The organism is Flavihumibacter rivuli (assembly GCF_018595685.2).
In the GTDB taxonomy this organism is placed as follows: Bacteria; Bacteroidota; Bacteroidia; order Chitinophagales; family Chitinophagaceae; genus Flavihumibacter; species Flavihumibacter rivuli.
In genome coordinates, this window is the sequence record NZ_CP092334.1 from 2322844 (window position 1) to 2341930 (window position 19087).

The window sequence follows — 19087 nt, forward strand, 5'->3', positions numbered from 1 at the left end:
TATCAGTACTGCTTTTCATCGATACTATCCAGTATCATGCAGTAACTGACATAACGATCGGGATGAAGTTTCCCATCCTGGACTGCCTGTTTAACAGCGCAGCCCGGCTCATTCATGTGCAGGCAATTGTTGAACTGGCATTCCTGCAAGAGGTCGCGCATTTCCGGAAAATAGTGCGATAGCTCCTGGCGACTGATACCCACCAGGCCAAGCTCCCTTATACCAGGGGTATCTATTATTGCTCCACCTGTTGGGAGGTCGAACATTTCAGCAAAGGTGGTGGTATGCAAACCCTTTCCGCTCCAGCCGCTCACTTCCTGGGTCTTCAGGGAAAACTCCGGGAAGACCGCATTGATAAAGGTTGATTTACCCACACCGGAATGTCCGGAGATCAGGGTAGTCTTGTCTTTGAGCAAGGCCTTCACTTCTTCCACCCCCCTGCCATCCTTCACACTCATCAAAACAGTCTTATACCCAACAGACTCATACATCTCCTCCCATTCGGCATACTTCTCAATATCCTTCTCCTTGTAGATATCTGCCTTGTTGAAGACAATAATGGCGGGAATATGATAGGCTTCAGCGGTGATCAGGAACCTGTCCAGGAAACCCTGTGAGGTCCTTGGCTCCCGAATGGTGGCAAACAGCAAGGCCTGATCGAGATTGGAAGCGATGATATGATGGGCAACTTTTTTGTGGGGCGAAGTGCGGGCGATATAGTTGGAACGGTCATGGATCTCCGTGATGATGGCAGTCTTCTCATGGTCCTGCTCCAACTCCACTTCCACCCAATCGCCAACAGCCACGGGATTGGTAGAAGAAAGTCCTTCGATCTTGAACACGCCTTTTATCCGGGCATTATAGAACTTCCCATCTTCCCCTTTCACGGAATACCAGCTACCGGTAGATTTGTACACTCTTGCCTTCATGTTTCGCTCACATTGGCACGAAAGTACAGCATTAAATGCTTACGGGAACCTGCGCAGAACAGTAAATCGCAACAGCCATTCCAGGAAGAGAAAGGCCAGTGCAGCAATGGCCAGGGGATGGAAGCGCTCTGTATAACGTCGAAGCGCGGCTACTTCGAAAACCGATTTCTCCAACCTGTCGATCTCGGCATAGATATTTTCCAACCCTTCATTGTCTTTGGCCCTGAAATATTTTCCACCTGTTTCATTCGCGATATTGGTGAGCAGTTTTTCATCAATGTTCACCTTCTCCCGCTGCATCACGATGCTGCCATCTGCTGCCTGCACCGGGATAGGCGCATAGCCTTCGGTACCTACACCGATGGTATAAACTTTTATACCCAATTTCTTGGCGATCTCCTTGGCGGTGACAGGTGGGATCTGCCCTCCATTATTCTCCCCATCCGTCAGCAGGATAACCACCTTGCTCCTGGAATTGCTGTTCCTAAGCCTGTCGGTACTGGTAGCCAGTCCTGAACCAATGGCCGTACCATCTTCCAGTAAGCCACTTTCGATACTGAATATCTGGGTCTTTAATACAGCCTTATCAGTGGTAAGGGGACAAAGGGTGAAACTCTCACCGGAAAAGATCACCACACCCATCCGGTCAGTCTTACGGGTATCCACAAACGAAGCAGCCACCTGCTTGGCTGCCTCCAGGCGGTTGGGCGTAAAGTCCTGGGCCAGCATACTTCCACTCACATCTATGCAGATCATGATGTCCACTCCTTCACCACTCACCTGCTCTTCATCAAAGCGGGTCTGGGGACGGGCAAGCGCAGTGATCAGGCAGGCCAGTGACAGTAGCCTGAGGACAAAAGGAAGATGGATCATTCTTGCCTTCCATCCTTTGCGGTTACCCCTTAATGAATCTGTTGAAGAGATAAGAACAGCACCTTGCCTGCCAGGTTGCTTCCTGAAATACCACCATGCCAGCAATGGCAGGAGCAGCAATAACCATAGTACCCATGGCCATGCAAATTCAACACTATCCAGGTAACGGGTGATCATGCTTCAGGCTTTCTTTGACTGGTTTCTTCAATAAAACGGATGGTCTTCTCGATCACTGCATAAGCTTCTTCGTGCTCCGGAGACGTTGGTATGAATTTCGCGAACTTAACGGCATCGGCTAACCGAAGTGTTTGTGCCAGCCGGTAAACTCCATCCTTATCCAACTGCCCGCGCAACTTCACCACCAATTGTTCATTGGTGCTATCAGGGCTCGACAACAAACCTTTATCCATCAGGTAGCTCCTCAGGGTATCATTCAATCCCACATAATATTCCTTTTCCTTGCCACCAGCACCACTTACCATTGTCTTTAACAGTCCGAGTGATTCCATGGCCCTTTCAAATGCCGACAATCTCCTTACCTGCTGATCCACAGCCCCAGCCGGCTTTTTCTTTCGCTTGCGCAAAAGGTACACCAGGGCAAGGATGGCCAGGATGGTAGCTACCACCAAAATATAGTTGAGGTAAAGGGGTTCTACTTCCTGTACCTCAATAATGTCCTTAATATCATGATAGGGCTGCTCAGCTGGTACAGGGGAAAAACCAACCTCCACCTGGAGGGAATCGCTGAGATACCTGTTGTTATTGACAATGATCGGGAGCCGGGGGATCACCTGCGTACCGGAATCAAAAGAGGTAAGGGTAATCAACTGTTTGAAGCTGGTAGATTGTCCCATTGAAAGGGTATCGATCTTGCCAGCATCAATGATATCGAAATGGGGGAAACTGTCAACGGGAAACCAGCGCACTTCTGCACCGGCAGGCACTTCGGCCTGCAACTGAAGGATGACCTGTTCGCCAATCAATATCTTATTGCGGTTGATGTCCGCCTTCACCCCCATTTGCTGGGCAAAGGTGTTAAGGCCAATTGCCAGCATCAGCAGCAGCCATCCTGCATATATCCTTTTCTTGCTTTGTACCATGCTAGCTTCTCCCGATAAAAAATTTCTGCAATACTTTCACATAATCCTCTTTGGTGGAAATGTGCAAGAGGTCACAACCGGCTTTCAGGAATACCTGCTTACACCATTCTGTATGGTTGAAAAATGCATCCTGGTATTCCTTCCGGACAATATAATCAGAACTATCGATCACCATTTGTTTTCCGGTTTCCGCATCTTCCACCTGCAGGAGCCCTGCATCCGGCAGCTGCATGTCCATGGGATCATATACTTTAATGCCTATCACATCATGTTTCTTGCCAGCAACCCTTAAGGCATCCGGGAAACCGGGGTCAAGAAAATCACTCAGCACAAAGACGATGCTTTTCTGGCGGGTGGTATTGTTGAGGTAACGCAGGGCATTACTGAGGTTGGTTCCCTTCTTTTTACCTTCTTTGGTCAGCAATTCACGAACAATGAAAAGGCCATGGTCACGGCCTTTCTTCGGCGGGATGTATTCCTCTATCCCTTCGGAGAATAAGATCGCGCCAACCTTATCATTATTGCTGATGGCAGAGAATCCCAAAACCGCACCGATCTCGGTCACCAGGTCCTTCTTGCGCGCATGCACCGTACCAAATAAGGAACTCGCACTGATATCCACCAGCAGCATCATGGTTAGCTCACGCTCCTCTTCAAACAATTTGCTGAACGGGTGATTGAACCTCGCCGATACATTCCAGTCAATGAAGCGGATATCATCCCCGGCGTGGTACTCACGTACTTCCTTAAACGACATTCCCTTACCCTTGAAGGCACTATGGTACTCACCCGTGAACAGGTGTCGGGTAAGCTTCTTGCTCTTGATCTCGAGCTCCTTTACCTTCTTTAATATTTCGGCGGTGGTCAACATTTTGGGGTCTTGGTTTCCATTATCAACCCGGATCAGGGCACCTGTATGGCTTTCAGGATATCTTCAATAACCTGTTCCACATTCACATTCTCTGCCTCTGCCTCGTAGGTAAGCCCGATACGATGGCGGAGTACATCCTTTGCAATAGCCTTCACATCTTCAGGTATAACAAATCCCCGCTTGGAAAGGAAGGCGTGGGCTTTTGCCGCAAGGGCCAGGTTAATGCTCGCCCTTGGGGAACCACCATAGGCAATCAGTGGCTGCAACTTCGAGAGGCCATATTCGGTCGGCTTCCTGGTTGCGAATACGATATCAAGGATATAGTTCTCTACTTTCTCGTCCATATATACCTGGCGGGTCAGGTCCCTGGCCTGAACCAGGTCCTGGATGGTTACTACCTGCTGCACCTGGTCGACCTTCAGTCCCTGTACATTCTGCCGGATAATGAGCTGCTCTTCTTCCTTTGTCGGATAGCCCACCATCACTTTCATGATGAAGCGGTCCACCTGTGCTTCGGGAAGCGGGTAGGTACCCTCCTGCTCCAGCGGGTTCTGCGTGGCCAAAACCAGGAAGGGCTCGTCCAACTTGTAGGTACTATCGCCAATGGTTACCTGCCTTTCCTGCATGGCCTCCAGCAACGCACTCTGCACTTTCGCGGGGGCACGGTTGATCTCATCGGCCAATACGAAATTGGCGAAGATGGGTCCCTTGCGCACCACGAACTCGTTCTTCTGCTGGTTATAGATCATGGTACCGATCACGTCTGCCGGCAGTAGGTCTGGCGTGAATTGTATCCTGCTGAACTTTGCATGAACTGCCTGGGCCAGGCTCTTAATGGTAAGTGTTTTAGCCAGTCCCGGAACACCTTCCAGCAAAACGTGCCCATTACTGAGCAAACCAATAAGAAGGCGGTCCAGCATGTAATGCTGGCCAACAATGACCCTTCCAACTTCATCCCTCAGGCGATCTATGAATTCGCCCTGGTATTGGATCTTTTCATTCAACTGGCGGATATCTTCCGAAGTGGGCAACATATAAGATATTTATTTATGCAAAATACGTACTCTACAATAGCAATTCCTCTGCCAATATGTTGAACGGCGTTAAGAAAATGATTTTTTTAGGCTTACACAATAAAAAACACCAAACGGCAGTTTTATACAGGTAAATCCAACTCTATGATGCGAAGCCAGATACCCCATCTGCTTTCAATGGCACCGACATATACTTGCCCTGATAACTTCCTCACTAAGGAATCCCAGGTTTTCACCGGGATGGATCTATCCCGATCGCTCACTGAATTGGAATTGAAAATGCCTTCTATAGCCGTTGCTGATGCAACAGCCCAACCTGTTTACAGTATATAAGATTCAAATAAGGGAATAACAGTTTTTATCTGCTGATTTCATAAACAAGCCCCTGCATGTCTATGCGGGGGCTCTATTTTTTAGCATGACTGGAAACCAGGCTTCCTGCCTTTCAAAAGGAAGGGATCTGAAAGCGGCGTTATCCTTCTTTACCTTGTCATCAGCTCAGGTACTTACCAACGATCGGCATCCTGCGCCCAACACCAAATGCCTTGCTGCTTACGCGGATAATGGGACAGAACTGGTTCCTCTTGTATTCATTGGTATTCACCAGTTTCAGTACCCTTCTCACCAGGGCTTCGTCAATGCCCATGCCTATCAATTCCTTTGGTCCCTGCCTGCGTTCTATGTACTGGAACAAGACCTTATCCAGCAAATCATACTCTGGCAGGCTGTCACTATCCTTCTGGCCCGGCCTCAACTCTGCTGATGGTGCCTTGGTAATGATATTCACGGGGATGATCTCCTTCTCCCTGTTGATATGACGGGCCAATGCATAGACCTGCATTTTATAGACATCACCCAGCACACTCAGGCCCCCGGCCATATCGCCATAAAGGGTGCCATAGCCCGTTGCCAGTTCGCTTTTATTGGACGTATTCAGGAGGATATAGCCGAACTTATTGGCGATAGCCATGACAAGGTTTCCCCTTGTCCTGCTCTGGATATTTTCTTCGGCTACACTAAAGGGTAAGTCACCGAATACCGGCTTTAATGAATCCAGGAAGGCGTCAAATACAGGCTTGATCGGGATGATATCATATGGATTGCCAAGGTTGCGGCTCAACTGTTCCGCATCGCTGACAGAATGATCGGTTGAAAATTGTGAAGGCATCAGGATGGCCCTTACATTATCCTTCCCCAATGCATCGCAGGCAATGGCCAGGGTCACTGCGCTGTCAATACCACCACTGCTGCCCAGGATGGCCTTGGTGAAGCCCATCTTGGCAAAATAATCGCGGATACCAAGGACCAGTGCCTGGTAGATCTGGGCAATATTGTTTTCATTGACCAGGAAATTGATGATCTGGTTGGGATCGCTCACCCTCGACACCCGCATCTCTTTATCCATGGTCTTTTGGGGCGAAATGGCAGCGGCTGCCTTTCCTTTCAGGTCACTGAGATCCACAACCGAAAAATCCTCTTCAAAATAACCCAGTTCGGCAACCAGGTTGCCGCCATCGTCATATACCACCGAGCCACCGTCGAAGACGATCTCGGTTTGCGAGCCCACACAATTACAATAGAACATGGGCAGTCCATATTTCACCACATTCGCCCTGATCACTTCCTTCCTGTCCTCATCATGATCATAATCGAAGGGGGAAGCTGAAATATTGATCATCAGGTCGGGTTGCTGCGGCATCAGCTTGTCCATCGGGTGGATGCGATAAAGTGGATTCTCACTAAGCGCCCAGATATCCTCGCAAATGGTAAGGGCAATCCGCTTGCCTTTGAAGGGAATCACCTGCCATTCGTAGGCGGGTTCAAAATAGCGGTACTCGTCAAACACATCATAGGTGGGCAGGCAGGTCTTCTGCACCACGGCCTTCACTTCGCCTTCATACAGGAACCAGGCTGCATTGAAAAGGTCCTTCCCTTCCTTCACGGGGTTGCGCTGCGGCCCACCCACGATCACACCAATGGAATCCGCATGTGCCCTGATCCTGTCAATGGCTGCATAGCATTCATCAAGAAAATCGTCGAACTCCAGGAAATCCCGGGGAGGATAACCACATACCGACAATTCGGAAAACACTACCAGGTCGGCACCCGCCGCCTTTGCCTGTTCAATTGCACCAATGATCTTTTCCGTGTTCAGGGCAAAATTGCCAATATGGTAGTTCTGTTGTGCCAGTGCTATTTTCATCGATTCCTGTTTTCTGGTAAGGGAAGGGCAAAATTACCAGCTGATGGGTAAAATCATTGCAGCAACCCCTAATATTGCACGAATGTACGCCATTGGCGCACGCCCAAAAACACAACAAATCAGCCGAACAAACGTTTTTTGCGCATGAAAAGAATCAGCAGTTTATTGGCAAGCCTCGTATTGCTTTGGGCTTGTAATAATGGAAGCAAGCGCCCCAATGTTTCGGGCATTAAGGTAGAAACAAGGATCCAACGCTTCGACCAGGCCTATTTCCAGCTCGATTCCAATAATCTTGCCGCCGGCATGAAGCAGCTGCAAAAACAATTCCCCGGCTTTAGCAATGACTTCACCATGAATATCCTGGGAGCCGGCCCCATCAGTGATTCTAACCAGGTATTACCGGTTGCCAACCGCATGTTCTTCACGTCTTACTACCCTGTTTACAAGGAACTGGAACCCACCTTCAAGGATATGGGTAAGCTGGAAAATGAACTAAAAGATGCCTTCCAGCTGGTGAAGTACTACTTCCCTAACTATACTATTCCACAGGTCATCAGCTATATCGGCCCCTTTGATGCGCCAGGGGTTGCCATTACCAAAGATGCACTGGCCATAGGCCTGCAGCTCTATGCCGGGAAGGACTTCCCCTTCTATACATCCACCCAGGGCCAGGAGCTGTTCCCACTCTACATTTCCAGGCGGTTTGAGAAAACCTATATAGTCCCCAATTGCATGAAGGCGGTTTTGGAGGATATGTATCCGGATAACAGTGCCAGCCTTCCCCTCATTGAACAGATGACCGAAAAGGGAAAATACTGGTGGGTGCTGGACCAGCTTTTACCCGACGTGGCCGACAGTCTCAAGACCGGTTATACCCAGGCGCAACTGGAATGGTGTACCCAGAACGAAGGGGTCATCTGGGGTCTGCTCCTGCAAAATGACCTGATGTACAATACCGACCCTGGCATCATCCAGATGTATATTGGTGATGCACCTTCCACCCAGGGCTTTCCACCGGCATCCCCTGGTAATATCGGGCAATGGATCGGCCGCCAGGTGGTAAGGGCCTATATCAATAAATTCCCCGAAACCACTCCGGAGCAGTTGATGAAAATGCCGGCAAGGGAGATCATCGAAAAAGCGAAATATAAACCCAGGTAGGAAGGCCTAACATTTATAGTTATGCGCATCACCAAATAATGAAATAAAAAATCCGGATCATGGATCCGGATTTTTTATGCATGGGGTTATCCCAATTATATCATTAGCTGTTCCAGCCTATTCCTCCTGGCCCAACTGCTTCATCATCCTGAAATGCGAAGCCACTGCCGCTGTCATGGTAGGAAAGGTATTATAGGTAAGATTGAACTGCTTACAGGTATCCTGGACGATCTCACTCAGTGCAGGATAATGCACGTGACTGATGCGCGGGAACAGGTGGTGTTCGATCTGGTAATTCAAGCCACCAACAAACCAGTTGATAAACTTATTGCGCGGTGCAAAATTAGCCGTGGTCTTCACCTGGTGGATAGCCCATTCATTCTCGATCTGCACAGGATCAGCCCCTGCAAATTCAAACTCTGCATGCTCCACCACGTGGGCCAGCTGGAAAACCAACGCCAGCGTGAGTCCCATTACCAGGTGCATCACAGTAAACCCGATCGCCCATGGACCCCAGCCAAGGAAATACACCGGTATGGCTACATAGAAGATAACATACAACACCTTGCTTACCCAAAAGACAAGGTGGTCACTGAAGGTCATTTTCTGTAGCGGTGTATTGTTGACCCTTGCTTTGAAATACTTGTTAAAGTCCATCATCGCCACCCAGGCAAAGGAAGAGATCGCATAGACCAGCACTACATAGATATGCTGATACCTGTGGGCAGGCACCCATTTCTGTGTCCTGCACTGTCGCATCAACGGGCTTTTGGCAATATCGTCATCCAGTCCATCCACATTGGTATAGGTATGGTGAATGATATTGTGCTTGAATTTCCAGATGAATGCATTGCCACCAAGGGCATTAAGGGTCAACCCCAACACATCATTCACCCATTTCTTACTTGAATAGCTGCCGTGACAGGCATCGTGCATCACATTGAAGCCGATACTGGCCAGGATCGCACCCAGCACACCACTCATGAGGAGCTTCACTGCAGCAGGAATCGGAAAAAACAACAGACTTACATAGATCAGCACGGCACCCGGAATGAGCACTGCTGTTTTTGCGTAGAGTTCGAAATTACCCGTACGCTTGATCTTGTTTTCCTGGAAATACGCATCGACCCTTGTTTTCAGGGCATTGAAGAACGCTTTGTTCTTGTTGTTGAAAGTAACTTTAGCCATAAATATTTTAAACCAGAATGAAAATACATTGCCCGGACAGCGCAATAGTTTAATTCCGAATTTGGAACAGGAGTAGGTATCCCGCAATGTACCCTAAAATAATGGATAGAAAACGTTAAATCAAAAATTGATTTGTTTTTGCAATGGTTACAGTTGCAGGATATTCAACAAAACAGGGGCGTCAGTGCACGCTGATCCTTCTTTTCAGCATTTCGCGTATCTCCTGCTGGTCTGTAATACTGTTGAAGGAATCTTTGGGCACCAGGAAAAATGACCTGCTGTCAAAGTAAAGATGGAAGAAATAAGGGGTCTCAATAAACTTGCTGAACCGCTGCCATGGCCAGGACTGGCTGCCCCTTTCATTGGAAAGGACAATAGCATCGTTGCCGAATGAGATATCGAAATGGTCCTGGAAAGTGTGCGAACGCTTGTACACGCTGTTCGGGAGCAGCCTCCAGATCACCAGCATCAGGGCCATCCACAAGGTGGAGAAAAACAGGAAAGAAACAGGCTGGATCTTCTTGAAGTACAACAGAATGGCAGCTGCAATGGTAAACACATTGATCAGGATTACGAGGATCCTGATCTCCGGCCTTGTAAAGAAATGGTACCGCAGTGCCTGAACCACCTGCTTCTTGTCGTATGAAATGCTGACTGTCATAAATTAAGAAGGTCCCTCAACCAGGCCACAGGGCCTGAATGAGGGACCATAAAAATATTGGAAATGTTCCGGAAATGGATTACCTGGATTTAAGTTCTTTTTCAGAAACCGACCATTCGCCCAGGGCCTCACCCCCTACCCCAACAAAGGCAACAGTAAATTTCCTTTCCCCCCTGGCACCACTAACCGAGATCCGGCCATAATTCTGCTTCTGGTCCAGGCCGAAAACCCTATAGGGATTATCCTTCTCAGGTCCCCCGAATTTATGGGTACCGGACGTAAGGGGCGAAACCGTGATATCATAAAGGGGATAATTATTGGTCCTGTCCACCTTTATCACTTCGCTATGGTGACGATCGCCAGTGAGGAACATTACACCGTTAACCTTCTGGTCTTCCAGGAATCCCATCAATTCATTGTACTCCACCGGGAAGTTGGCCAGTTTATCAAAAGGGGAAACCGGGTTCAGCACCTGGCTACCTACCACGATCACCTTAAAGGTAGCGTTGCTGTATAACAGGGACTGTTTCAGCCAATTCATTTGCTCAACGCCCAACATGCGCTTCTCCGGATTCGGTTGACCATATATGTTAGAAGGCATCCTGTCCTCACTGCGCCATGTCCTGTCGTCCAGCAGGAAGAAATCCACATCACTGTAAGAGAACTTGGTATAGATGCCTTTGCCATCATACCCGTAGCTTGGGTTGGCCCAATATTGCTTGAATACCTCCCTGGCTGTTTCCCTCAGGTGAAAAGTAGTACCCATATCATTCGGGCCGTAATCATGGTCATCCCAGATAGCAAATTGCGGCATGGCCTTTAACAGGGATTGCATGATCGGGGCGCTCCTGTCGTGACTGGCCCTGTACCACATTCCCCACTCACTGGCATAATCCACTTCACGGGTATACCAGTTATCGCCCAGCCATAACATGAAAGCTGCTTTATCTTTTGCCATGGTAGCAAAAATGGAAGAGTCGCCACCATAGGGCTTACCCGGACGATCGAATGGAGGTTCATTCACATAGTTACAACTGCCGGTAAGGAAACTGAAGTCAGGGGCGGGTTTGCGCCACTGCCAAAGGTCCTTGGTGGTAAACTCACCGCCCTGTTTGAGGTCCTTGTTGTTGTACAGGATGGTATACTCGTAGGTGGTATTGAAATCCAGGCCACCGATCTCTACCTGCATGGGTTTGAACTCCGCCATCGCATCAAAGCTGAAGCTCCTTGTATTGGCCGAAGCCGGATTGCCTTTCTTCCAATATTTGACCGCAACTGTTTTGGCATCTTCACCGGCTTCCAGCCAGATCTTAGCAGTCCTTAATTCTACCTGTCCCATCATGGGGCCGGCTACTATTCCTTTTTTTCCTTGTGCATCAACGGTGGTAACCGAGCACACCAGGGCTAATCCAATCAACCATTTTTTCATTTTACCAAAATTGAGGCTGCAATCTAAGTAAAACCAAGCATCAGGGCCCTACTGTTCATGTAAAGCAATAGTAAATAAAAACCCCCTTCTTGTGGAAGGGGGGCCTGTCAATTCATTACCTAATCACCTTAACGAATGGGTCTGCAGCTCTTGTAATGCCTGGATGAAGCTTCCGCAGGTGTAACCGCCTTGCAAGAGGCAAACATGGAGGCCAGGAGCAGGATCACCAATAGTTTTTGCATAGATCAGGATTTTGGGTGTAAAAAATTATAAACGACAAGGATACTACCAATGGTATGCCAAAGCGGAGATTTTTTCAAGCTACATCTATAATCAACTGAATACCAGCCTGATATAATTAAATAAGGGGGTAAGGAATCCTGTTAAACAAAAAGGTCCACCCCTTTTGGGATGGACCTTATATCTGAATTGTTGAAACACTTTTTAGCTGCAACCCAGGCTGTTACCGCAGTTCAGGCACTTGTAGCAGGTACCGCTGCGAATGGTCAGGTGACCACAAACATTACAGGCCGGTGCGTCACTTTGCATGGACTTGTTTGCTGCATTCAGGGCATCCAGGCCACCACCGCTTTCCACCTTTACACCAGAAGCAGCCTTTACTGATTTGCCGCTTTCGGTTGGCTTTGAGGGTTGTGAAGAAGCTACGATGCGCACATCACTCAGCTCAGGTGTTTTTTTTTCATACTCCATGGCAGAAGGCTGTTCATCCCAGTCATCATCACCTGTATTCATGACTTCCGGCTTGTCCAGCACATGTACCAGGTCGGAACGATCCAGGTATTCATAGGCCAGTGAACGGAAGATGAAGTCTACAATGGAGGTAGTGCTCTTGATATTTGGGTGGTCAACCATACCCGCGGGCTCGAACCTGGTGAAGACGAACTTCTCCACGAACTCTTCCAGGGGCACACCATACTGCAGGCCGATGGACACCGCGATAGCGAAGCAGTTCAGCATGCTCCTCATGGTTGCACCTTCTTTTGCCATATCGATGAAGATCTCACCGAGGGTACCATCACCGTATTCACCGGTGCGAACGAAGAGGGCCTGTCCATTGATCTTGGCCTTCTGGGTATAACCACGGCGCTTGGCAGGAAGTGTCCTTCTCTCCACGATACGTGCCAGCTGGCGCTTTAGTTTGGTATCAGGTGATGCCTGTACACGTTTCTGCACTTCCTCCAGCAGCTCTTCAATGGTCAGCTTACCGAGGTCGATCATGTTCGATTCTGAAGCAGGGGCTGCAGTTTCTACAACTTCTTCTGCTGCTGCTTCTTCGGTCTTTTTCTTCTTGTCGCTCTTGTTGCTCAGGGGCTGGCTCAGTTTGGAACCATCACGGTAGAGTGCGTTTGCCTTCAGGCCTAGCTTCCAGCTCAGCATATAGCAATCAGCGATCTCTTCCACCTGTGCTTCGTTAGGCAGGTTGATGGTCTTGGAAATAGCACCACTGATGAATGGCTGTACAGCTCCCATCATCCTGATATGGCCATGGGCATGGATATAGCGCTCACCTTTCTTACCACATTTGTTGGCACAGTCAAATACAGACAGGTGCTCAGGCTTCAGGTAAGGTGCACCTTCCACGGTCATGGTACCGCATACGTAGTCGTTTGCAGCATCGATCTGCTCATCGGTGAAACCAAGGGCTTCGAGCAGGTTGAAGTTCCAATCGGAATACTGGTCAGCGGTGAAACCAAGCCTTTCAAGACAGGCATCACCCAGTGTGAAGCGGTTGAATACGAAACCGATCTCGAAGGCAGCCTTCACTGCTTCATCCAGCTTCTTGATCTCTTCGGCAATGAATCCTTTCTCACTCAGTGTCTGGTGGTTGATGAAAGGAGCACCGGAGAAGCTTGCAGCACCTACCGCATATTTAATGATAGCGTCAATTTCTTTTTCGCTGTAGCCCAGGTTCCTCAGGGCAACAGGTACGGACTGGTTGATGATCTTGAAATAACCACCACCACTCAGTTTCTTGAACTTCACCAGGGCGAAGTCCGGCTCTACACCTGTGGTATCGCAGTCCATAACCAGGCCGATGGTACCGGTAGGCGCAATTACAGTGGTTTGGGCGTTGCGGTAACCATATTTTTCACCCAGCTGGACAGCTTCATCCCAGGCCTTGGTGGCAGCCTTCAGCAGGTTTTCAGGACAATACTTTGCCTGGATTCCCTGGGGTTTGATGCTCAGGCCTTCGTAAGCCTCGTTGGCATCATATGCGGCAGCACGGTGGTTGCGCATTACACGCAGCATGTGCTGTTTGTTCTCTTCATACTTCGCGAAAGGTCCGAGTATCTGGGCAAGTTCCGCGGAGGTCTTGTAGGCGACACCAGTCATGATAGCAGTGATGGCACCGGCGATTCCGCGGGCTTCTTCACTATCATAAGGAATACCGCTTACCATCAGCATGGTACCCAGGTTCGCATAACCCAGGCCGAGGGTCCTGTAGTCATAAGACAACTGGGCAACTTCCTTTGATGGGAACTGGGCCATCAGTACGGAGATCTCCAATACTACAGTCCAGAGCCGGCAGGTATAAGCATAGCCTTCCACATCAAATACATTGGTATCCGCATCGTAGAACTTCATGAGGTTAGCAGATGCCAGGTTACATGCGGTATTGTCCAGGAACATGTACTCGGAGCAAGGGTTGGAAGCCCTGATAGGTCCACCTTCCGGACAAGTATGCCATTCATTGATGGTAGTGTCGTACTGGGTACCGGGATCAGCGCAGCGCCATGCGGCATAGGCGATCTTATTCCACAACTCACGGGAAGGTACTTTCTTCATTACCCTTCCGTCAGTACGGGCTTTCAGTTCCCAATCCTCACCGGCTTCCAGTTTCTCGAAGAAGCTGTTGGGGATACGAACAGAGTTATTGGAGTTCTGGCCACTCACGGTGCGGTAAGCTTCCCCTTCATAGTCGCTGGCATAACCAGCGGCGATCAGGGCACCCACCTTCTTCTCTTCTTCCACCTTCCAGTCGATGAAATCCACGATCTCGGGATGGTCAAGGTCAAGACAAACCATCTTGGCAGCACGACGGGTAGTACCACCACTCTTGATGGCACCGGCAGCACGGTCACCGATCTTAAGGAAGCTCATCAAACCGGATGAGGTTCCACCACCACTCAGCTTCTCCCCTTCACCACGGATATTGGAGAAGTTGGTACCCACACCGGAACCATATTTGAAGATCCTGGCTTCACGAACCCAAAGGTCCATGATACCACCATCATTCACAAGGTCATCTTCCACGCTCAGGATGAAGCAGGCGTGGGGCTGGGGGCGCTCATAAGCGGAAGTTGATTTTTTCAGCTGGCCATCATTGGGGTCAACGAAATAGTGGCCCTGGGGCTTACCCTTGATGCCATAGCTTTCGTACAGACCGGTATTGAACCACTGCGGACTGTTGGGAACACAGCCCTGGTTGAGAATAGAATATACCAGCTCCTCGTAGAATACCTGGGCATCCTCTTCGGAAGCGAAATAACCGTAACGCTCACCCCACACCCTCCAGCAGTTGGCCATACGATGGGCTACCTGCTTGGCCGAAGTTTCGCGACCCAGGCTGCCATCCGGCTGGGGAACCCCTGCCTTACGGAAATACTTCTGGGCAAGGATATCCGTTGCGATCTGGCTCCAACCTTTCGGAACCTCCACATTATTCATCTCAAACACTTTCTCCCCACTAGGGTTCCTGATTACTGAGGTACGATAATCGTATTCGAACAGGTCGAAAACGTCAACGCCTTCTTTGGTGAAGCGACGGCTGAACTGCAGCCCTTTTGGTGCTGTTTTTTTATTGGCCATACAATATATCTTTTTGAAAGGTGGGTTAAGGAAATAGTAAATCCAAATCCGTGTAACAGGACGAAAATAGTCCCAAGGTCCTTACGGTGTTAACCGTAAATATCAACACCTGTGGATAATCCCCGTGGAAAAAACGGGGTTCCTTTGTGGGGCTGATTTTCATGAAAAATCCACACCGTGTAAATTATTTTTTTGGTCAATTCGGCAAAAATTTGTTAAAAATACGTTACCCACTTTCCTTATATAAGTTACGAATAAATGACCAATGCCATACCTGCATTAAGTTCATCATATGAAACCCTTTACCAGCCTGCTTTGCGTCATTTTGTAGCAACTTGCTTACCTTGTGCATACATTGTAATGCAGATGCGAAGAATTGTCCTGATCCTTCTTTTGTCACAGGCTGTTGCCGGTACTGGCCTGGGCCAGACTACCAACAGCGCCTGGTTGGCTTCTTTCAATACATTTTCCATAAATAAGAAATTCAGTCTCCACTTTGATGCCCAATTCCGTACCGGTGACGATTACAGCACCATGCAGACCCTTTTGCTCAGGCCGGGCGTGAACTACAGGCTGAATACCAGGTCCATTTTCTCCCTTGGTTATGCCTGGATCAGCAACCGCAGGACCATTGATGGGGTAACCGGCTATATACCGGAAAACAGGATCTGGGAACAATATATCTTCAACCACCATGCAGGCGTGGCCCATATGGTGCATCGCTTCAGGCTTGAGCAGCGCTTTATCAACAAGCCACTGGTGGAAGGGGATGAACTGAATTACCGCGGCACCGATTTCGCCCATCGCTTCCGCTATTTTTTCAGGACCATCCTCCCTTTCAATGGCCAGAAGCCTTTCCAGAAAGGCTTCTTCGGGGCCTTACAGGATGAAGTATTCCTGAATTACGGAGATAACTCCGCTGTTAACAATAAAAGTTTTGACCAGAACAGGGCCTATATCGCCCTTGGCTATCGCCTGAACCCAAGATATGATCTTGAAGCAGGCTATATGAACCAATACGTAGCCGGACGCGGAAATGCCTTCACCAATAACCACATTATCCAGATGGCATTCTACACCAGGTTGCGCCAGTGATTGTGCTATACCACCATTTTTTCGCATTTTTGTGACCAGCCATTAAACTTTTCATGCAGCGAGGCATTTACCAGCACATACAGGAACAAAAGCAGGCGGGAAAGAAATCATTTGCCGTACTCATTGACCCAGATAAGGTTAACCCGGGAAACCTGGGGGAGCTAACAGAGCTTGCCGTAAGCGCAGGGGTCGATTATTTCCTGGTGGGTGGTAGCCTGGTGATCTCCAATCACCTTGATGATTGCATCCAGTCGATCAGGCAACAGTGTGATATCCCCGTGATCCTTTTTCCCGGCAGCCCTTCACAGGTTTCCCGCTATGCTGATGCCCTCCTTTACCTTTCCCTGATCTCGGGAAGGAACCCGGAATTGCTGATTGGCCAGCATGTGATCAGTGCGCCATTTGTAAAGCAAAGCGGGCTGGAGATCATGAGCACAGGTTATATGGTGATCGATGGAGGTGCCCCTACCACCGTTTCCTATATCAGCAATGCCACACCCATTCCTTCCGATAAGCATGAGATAGCGCTATGCACTGCCCTTGCCGGTGAAATGCTAGGCATGAAGCTTATTTATATGGATGCCGGAAGCGGTGCCAAAAAGCCCATCACCGAGCAGATGATCAGTGCTGTGGCCCAACAGATCAACATTCCCCTCATCGTTGGCGGCGGCATCACCGATCCGGAGAAGGCCTATAAGAATTGTAAGGCTGGCGCCGATATCATTGTGATAGGCAATGCCATTGAAAAAGATCCCTCCCTTATCCGCGAGATGAGTGCCGCCATTCATTCCATCACCGTTACTGTATAACTTTCATCATCCTGGCTGAATAAAAAAAGCCATGAGAGTGGTAACACTTCCATGGCCAATTGAATATTCATAAGGGGCAAGGGGCCCCATTGGGTCGATCCTACAGACTCATCATTTCCTTGAACTTCACTGTTTGCCTGCGGCTCACTTCTATCTTCTCCCCTCCCTTCAATTCCAATAACAGACCACCATTGAAATAGGGCTCGATCTTCTCGATCAGTCGGAGGTTGACGATATGTTTACGGTTAGCGCGGAAAAAAACCTTCTCATCCAAACGTTCTTCCAGTGCATTCAGTGATTTCAGGATCAGCGGCTTGTTATTGCCGAAGAATACCTTGGCATAGTTACCAACGCTCTCGAATAACCGAATATCGCTCAGCTTCACAAACCAGCAACGCTCGCCGTCTTTCACAAACACCTGGTCATGTTCACTCAGCAGGCTCCTGCTGGAACTCACTGCAGGTGCATTGGCCTCCTTCTCTTCCACCATATGCAATTTATGGATGGCGTCGGCAAGCCGCTTGGGTTCTACGGGTTTGAGCAGGTAATCGAGCGCATTGACTTCAAAAGCTTTCAGGGCATATTCATCATATGCGGTCGTGAAGATCACATGGGGTGCGCGGTCCAGTTCGCTCAGCATATCGAAACCCGTCTTTCCCGGCATCTGGATATCCAGGAAGACCAGGTCGGGTTGCAAGGATTCAATCTTCTCTATCCCTTCAGCAGCATTGGCAGCTTCGCCAATCACTTCTATCTCGGGAAAATCCATCAAAAGCTTTTTCAATTCTGTGCGGGCTAAACGTTCATCGTCGATCAGAACAGCCTTGATCATATAAGTGTGTTTAAGGTAATGAAACGGGAATCTTCACTCTCGCCTCCACCAGGTTGCCATTGGCTTCCCTGATACTGAAATCCGCCTTGTCGCCGAACAGGAGTTGTAACCTGTTCCTGGTGCTACTGATGCCGAAGCCGTCACCATTCACCTGGCCATTCAGGCGGCCGGTATTCTGTACCATCAGTTCATGGTAATCGTCCTTGAAATCGGAGATGATCCGCACCACCCCACCGCTCATCTGCCTGCCAATGCCATGCTTGATGGCATTTTCCACAAGGGTCTGCAACATCATCGGGGGAACGGGCTGGTTGAGGGTATCATCATCCACATCATACTCCACTTTCAACCTGTCTTCAAAACGGATATGCTCCAGCGCCAGGTAATCACGTACAATATTGAGTTCCTTCTCCAGCGGAACGGTTTCTGACTTCTCTGATTGCATACTGCTCCTCAGGATATTGCTGAGTTCAGTAATGGCTGTCCTTGCACGACCCGGGTTTTCATCGATCAGGGCCCGGATACTATTTAAGGCGTTGAAAATGAAATGCGGATTGATATGTGCCTTGATGGTCTTCAGCTCCAATTCCTTCACGAGGGCTTCCAGTTTCAGGGTATCCACCTCCTGCTTCCTGCTCTTATTGATGTAATGGTAGCTGTAATAGATCAGGGCCCAGGGGATGATGAACAGGCCGATATCCAGCGTGGAGGCCAGCAGGCGGGTCGAAAATTCAATTCGCCTGGGGCTTTCGGACTGCACATCCAGGGCTTCTACCAGACCCATATACAGGAGGCTGCAGGCAAGACTGGTCACTACGATCCCGATGATCATCCTGGGGATGACCCTTTCAACCGGGAGCAGGAGCCATTGGCTACGCTGGATGAAAATCCTGAAAATATGGGTGGTAAAGATCCCGGCAGAAAAGATCAGGAAAAGCCGGATGAAAAAGTTCGTATTGATCTTCTGTGGTGAAAAGGTATAGGCAAAAAACAGCATGGACAGGGTAACGAATGTCCAACCGCAGATCTGGCAAAGCCAATAGTATTTAGCGCCTTTAGGCATCATAGGTT

At 49.0% G+C, this 19087-nt stretch carries 15 protein-coding genes; 3 read left to right on the plus strand and 12 right to left on the minus strand.

Annotation, left to right across the window (positions count from 1 at the left end):
* Positions 1-2: 2 nt before the first annotated feature.
* From rsgA to KJS94_RS10245, 6 genes are all read right to left on the minus strand, one after another.
* On the minus strand, positions 3-929 hold the full coding sequence (gene rsgA, locus KJS94_RS10220) for a ribosome small subunit-dependent GTPase A (protein WP_214447331.1): 927 nt from the start codon (positions 927-929) through the stop codon (positions 3-5).
* Between the two features lie 39 nt (positions 930-968).
* Positions 969-1979 carry a vWA domain-containing protein gene (locus KJS94_RS10225; RefSeq protein ID WP_214447330.1) on the minus strand — a complete coding sequence of 337 codons (1011 nt, stop codon included), beginning with the start codon at positions 1977-1979 and terminating at the stop codon, positions 969-971.
* A complete protein-coding gene (locus KJS94_RS10230; protein ID WP_214447329.1) occupies positions 1976-2902 on the minus strand; it encodes a BatD family protein in 927 nt (308 codons plus the stop codon). The genes KJS94_RS10225 and KJS94_RS10230 overlap by 4 nt, the downstream gene beginning before the upstream one ends.
* Position 2903: 1 nt before the next feature.
* Positions 2904-3773 carry a DUF58 domain-containing protein gene (locus KJS94_RS10235; RefSeq protein WP_214447328.1) on the minus strand — a complete coding sequence of 290 codons (870 nt, stop codon included), beginning with the start codon at positions 3771-3773 and terminating at the stop codon, positions 2904-2906.
* Positions 3774-3805: 32 nt separating this feature from the next.
* On the minus strand, positions 3806-4807 hold the full coding sequence (locus tag KJS94_RS10240) for an AAA family ATPase (RefSeq protein ID WP_214447327.1): 1002 nt from the start codon (positions 4805-4807) through the stop codon (positions 3806-3808).
* Between the two features lie 493 nt (positions 4808-5300).
* The gene (locus KJS94_RS10245) at positions 5301-7010 is read right to left on the minus strand and encodes an NAD+ synthase (RefSeq protein ID WP_214447326.1); all 1710 of its coding nucleotides are present in this window, start codon (positions 7008-7010) and stop codon (positions 5301-5303) included.
* 144 nt (positions 7011-7154) lie between these two features.
* Between KJS94_RS10245 and gldB the strand changes: the two genes are divergently transcribed.
* A complete protein-coding gene (gene gldB / locus KJS94_RS10250; RefSeq protein WP_214447325.1) occupies positions 7155-8171 on the plus strand; it encodes a gliding motility lipoprotein GldB in 1017 nt (338 codons plus the stop codon).
* Positions 8172-8288: 117 nt separating this feature from the next.
* On the opposite strand, the gene KJS94_RS10255 is transcribed toward gldB, so the two are convergent.
* From KJS94_RS10255 to KJS94_RS10270, 4 genes are all read right to left on the minus strand, one after another.
* Positions 8289-9359, minus strand: a complete 1071-nt coding sequence (locus KJS94_RS10255; RefSeq protein ID WP_214447324.1) for a fatty acid desaturase family protein — start codon at positions 9357-9359, stop codon at positions 8289-8291.
* A gap of 181 nt (positions 9360-9540) precedes the next feature.
* Positions 9541-10020 carry a YcxB family protein gene (locus KJS94_RS10260; protein ID WP_214447323.1) on the minus strand — a complete coding sequence of 160 codons (480 nt, stop codon included), beginning with the start codon at positions 10018-10020 and terminating at the stop codon, positions 9541-9543.
* A gap of 79 nt (positions 10021-10099) precedes the next feature.
* Positions 10100-11449 (minus strand): alkaline phosphatase D family protein, encoded by a 1350-nt coding sequence (locus KJS94_RS10265; RefSeq protein WP_214447322.1) that lies wholly within the window; start codon positions 11447-11449, stop codon positions 10100-10102.
* 444 nt (positions 11450-11893) lie between these two features.
* Entirely contained in the window at positions 11894-15280 is a 3387-nt protein-coding gene (locus tag KJS94_RS10270) for a vitamin B12-dependent ribonucleotide reductase (RefSeq protein ID WP_214447321.1), read from the minus strand.
* A 366-nt stretch (positions 15281-15646) separates the two neighbouring features.
* Here KJS94_RS10270 and KJS94_RS10275 point away from each other — a divergent pair, with 366 nt between their 5' ends.
* Together KJS94_RS10275 and KJS94_RS10280 are read left to right on the plus strand one after the other, a co-directional pair.
* Positions 15647-16375 carry a DUF2490 domain-containing protein gene (locus KJS94_RS10275; protein WP_214447320.1) on the plus strand — a complete coding sequence of 243 codons (729 nt, stop codon included), beginning with the start codon at positions 15647-15649 and terminating at the stop codon, positions 16373-16375.
* A gap of 53 nt (positions 16376-16428) precedes the next feature.
* Positions 16429-17184, plus strand: coding sequence for a phosphoglycerol geranylgeranyltransferase (locus tag KJS94_RS10280; protein WP_214447319.1), 756 nt, complete (start codon positions 16429-16431; stop codon positions 17182-17184).
* Positions 17185-17284: 100 nt separating this feature from the next.
* On the opposite strand, the gene KJS94_RS10285 is transcribed toward KJS94_RS10280, so the two are convergent.
* Together KJS94_RS10285 and KJS94_RS10290 are read right to left on the minus strand one after the other, a co-directional pair.
* Complete coding sequence (locus tag KJS94_RS10285; RefSeq protein WP_214447318.1) at positions 17285-18016, minus strand: LytR/AlgR family response regulator transcription factor; 732 nt, start codon at positions 18014-18016, stop codon at positions 17285-17287.
* Between the two features lie 10 nt (positions 18017-18026).
* Positions 18027-19082 (minus strand): sensor histidine kinase, encoded by a 1056-nt coding sequence (locus tag KJS94_RS10290; RefSeq protein ID WP_214447317.1) that lies wholly within the window; start codon positions 19080-19082, stop codon positions 18027-18029.
* Positions 19083-19087: the final 5 nt, after the last annotated feature.

Excerpts from the sequence above, each read along its gene's own strand:
- rsgA (WP_214447331.1), bottom strand. The coding sequence starts at position 929 with ATGAAGGCAAGAGTGTACAAATCTACCGGTAGCTGGTATTCCGTGAAA.
- KJS94_RS10225 (WP_214447330.1), bottom strand. The coding sequence starts at position 1,979 with ATGATCACCCGTTACCTGGATAGTGTTGAATTTGCATGGCCATGGGTA.
- KJS94_RS10230 (WP_214447329.1), bottom strand. The coding sequence starts at position 2,902 with ATGGTACAAAGCAAGAAAAGGATATATGCAGGATGGCTGCTGCTGATG.
- KJS94_RS10235 (WP_214447328.1), bottom strand. The coding sequence starts at position 3,773 with ATGTTGACCACCGCCGAAATATTAAAGAAGGTAAAGGAGCTCGAGATC.
- KJS94_RS10240 (WP_214447327.1), bottom strand. The coding sequence starts at position 4,807 with ATGTTGCCCACTTCGGAAGATATCCGCCAGTTGAATGAAAAGATCCAA.
- KJS94_RS10245 (WP_214447326.1), bottom strand. The coding sequence starts at position 7,010 with ATGAAAATAGCACTGGCACAACAGAACTACCATATTGGCAATTTTGCC.
- gldB (WP_214447325.1), top strand. The coding sequence starts at position 7,155 with ATGAAAAGAATCAGCAGTTTATTGGCAAGCCTCGTATTGCTTTGGGCT.
- KJS94_RS10255 (WP_214447324.1), bottom strand. The coding sequence starts at position 9,359 with ATGGCTAAAGTTACTTTCAACAACAAGAACAAAGCGTTCTTCAATGCC.
- KJS94_RS10260 (WP_214447323.1), bottom strand. The coding sequence starts at position 10,020 with ATGACAGTCAGCATTTCATACGACAAGAAGCAGGTGGTTCAGGCACTG.
- KJS94_RS10265 (WP_214447322.1), bottom strand. The coding sequence starts at position 11,449 with ATGAAAAAATGGTTGATTGGATTAGCCCTGGTGTGCTCGGTTACCACC.
- KJS94_RS10270 (WP_214447321.1), bottom strand. The coding sequence starts at position 15,280 with ATGGCCAATAAAAAAACAGCACCAAAAGGGCTGCAGTTCAGCCGTCGC.
- KJS94_RS10275 (WP_214447320.1), top strand. The coding sequence starts at position 15,647 with ATGCGAAGAATTGTCCTGATCCTTCTTTTGTCACAGGCTGTTGCCGGT.
- KJS94_RS10280 (WP_214447319.1), top strand. The coding sequence starts at position 16,429 with ATGCAGCGAGGCATTTACCAGCACATACAGGAACAAAAGCAGGCGGGA.
- KJS94_RS10285 (WP_214447318.1), bottom strand. The coding sequence starts at position 18,016 with ATGATCAAGGCTGTTCTGATCGACGATGAACGTTTAGCCCGCACAGAA.
- KJS94_RS10290 (WP_214447317.1), bottom strand. The coding sequence starts at position 19,082 with ATGATGCCTAAAGGCGCTAAATACTATTGGCTTTGCCAGATCTGCGGT.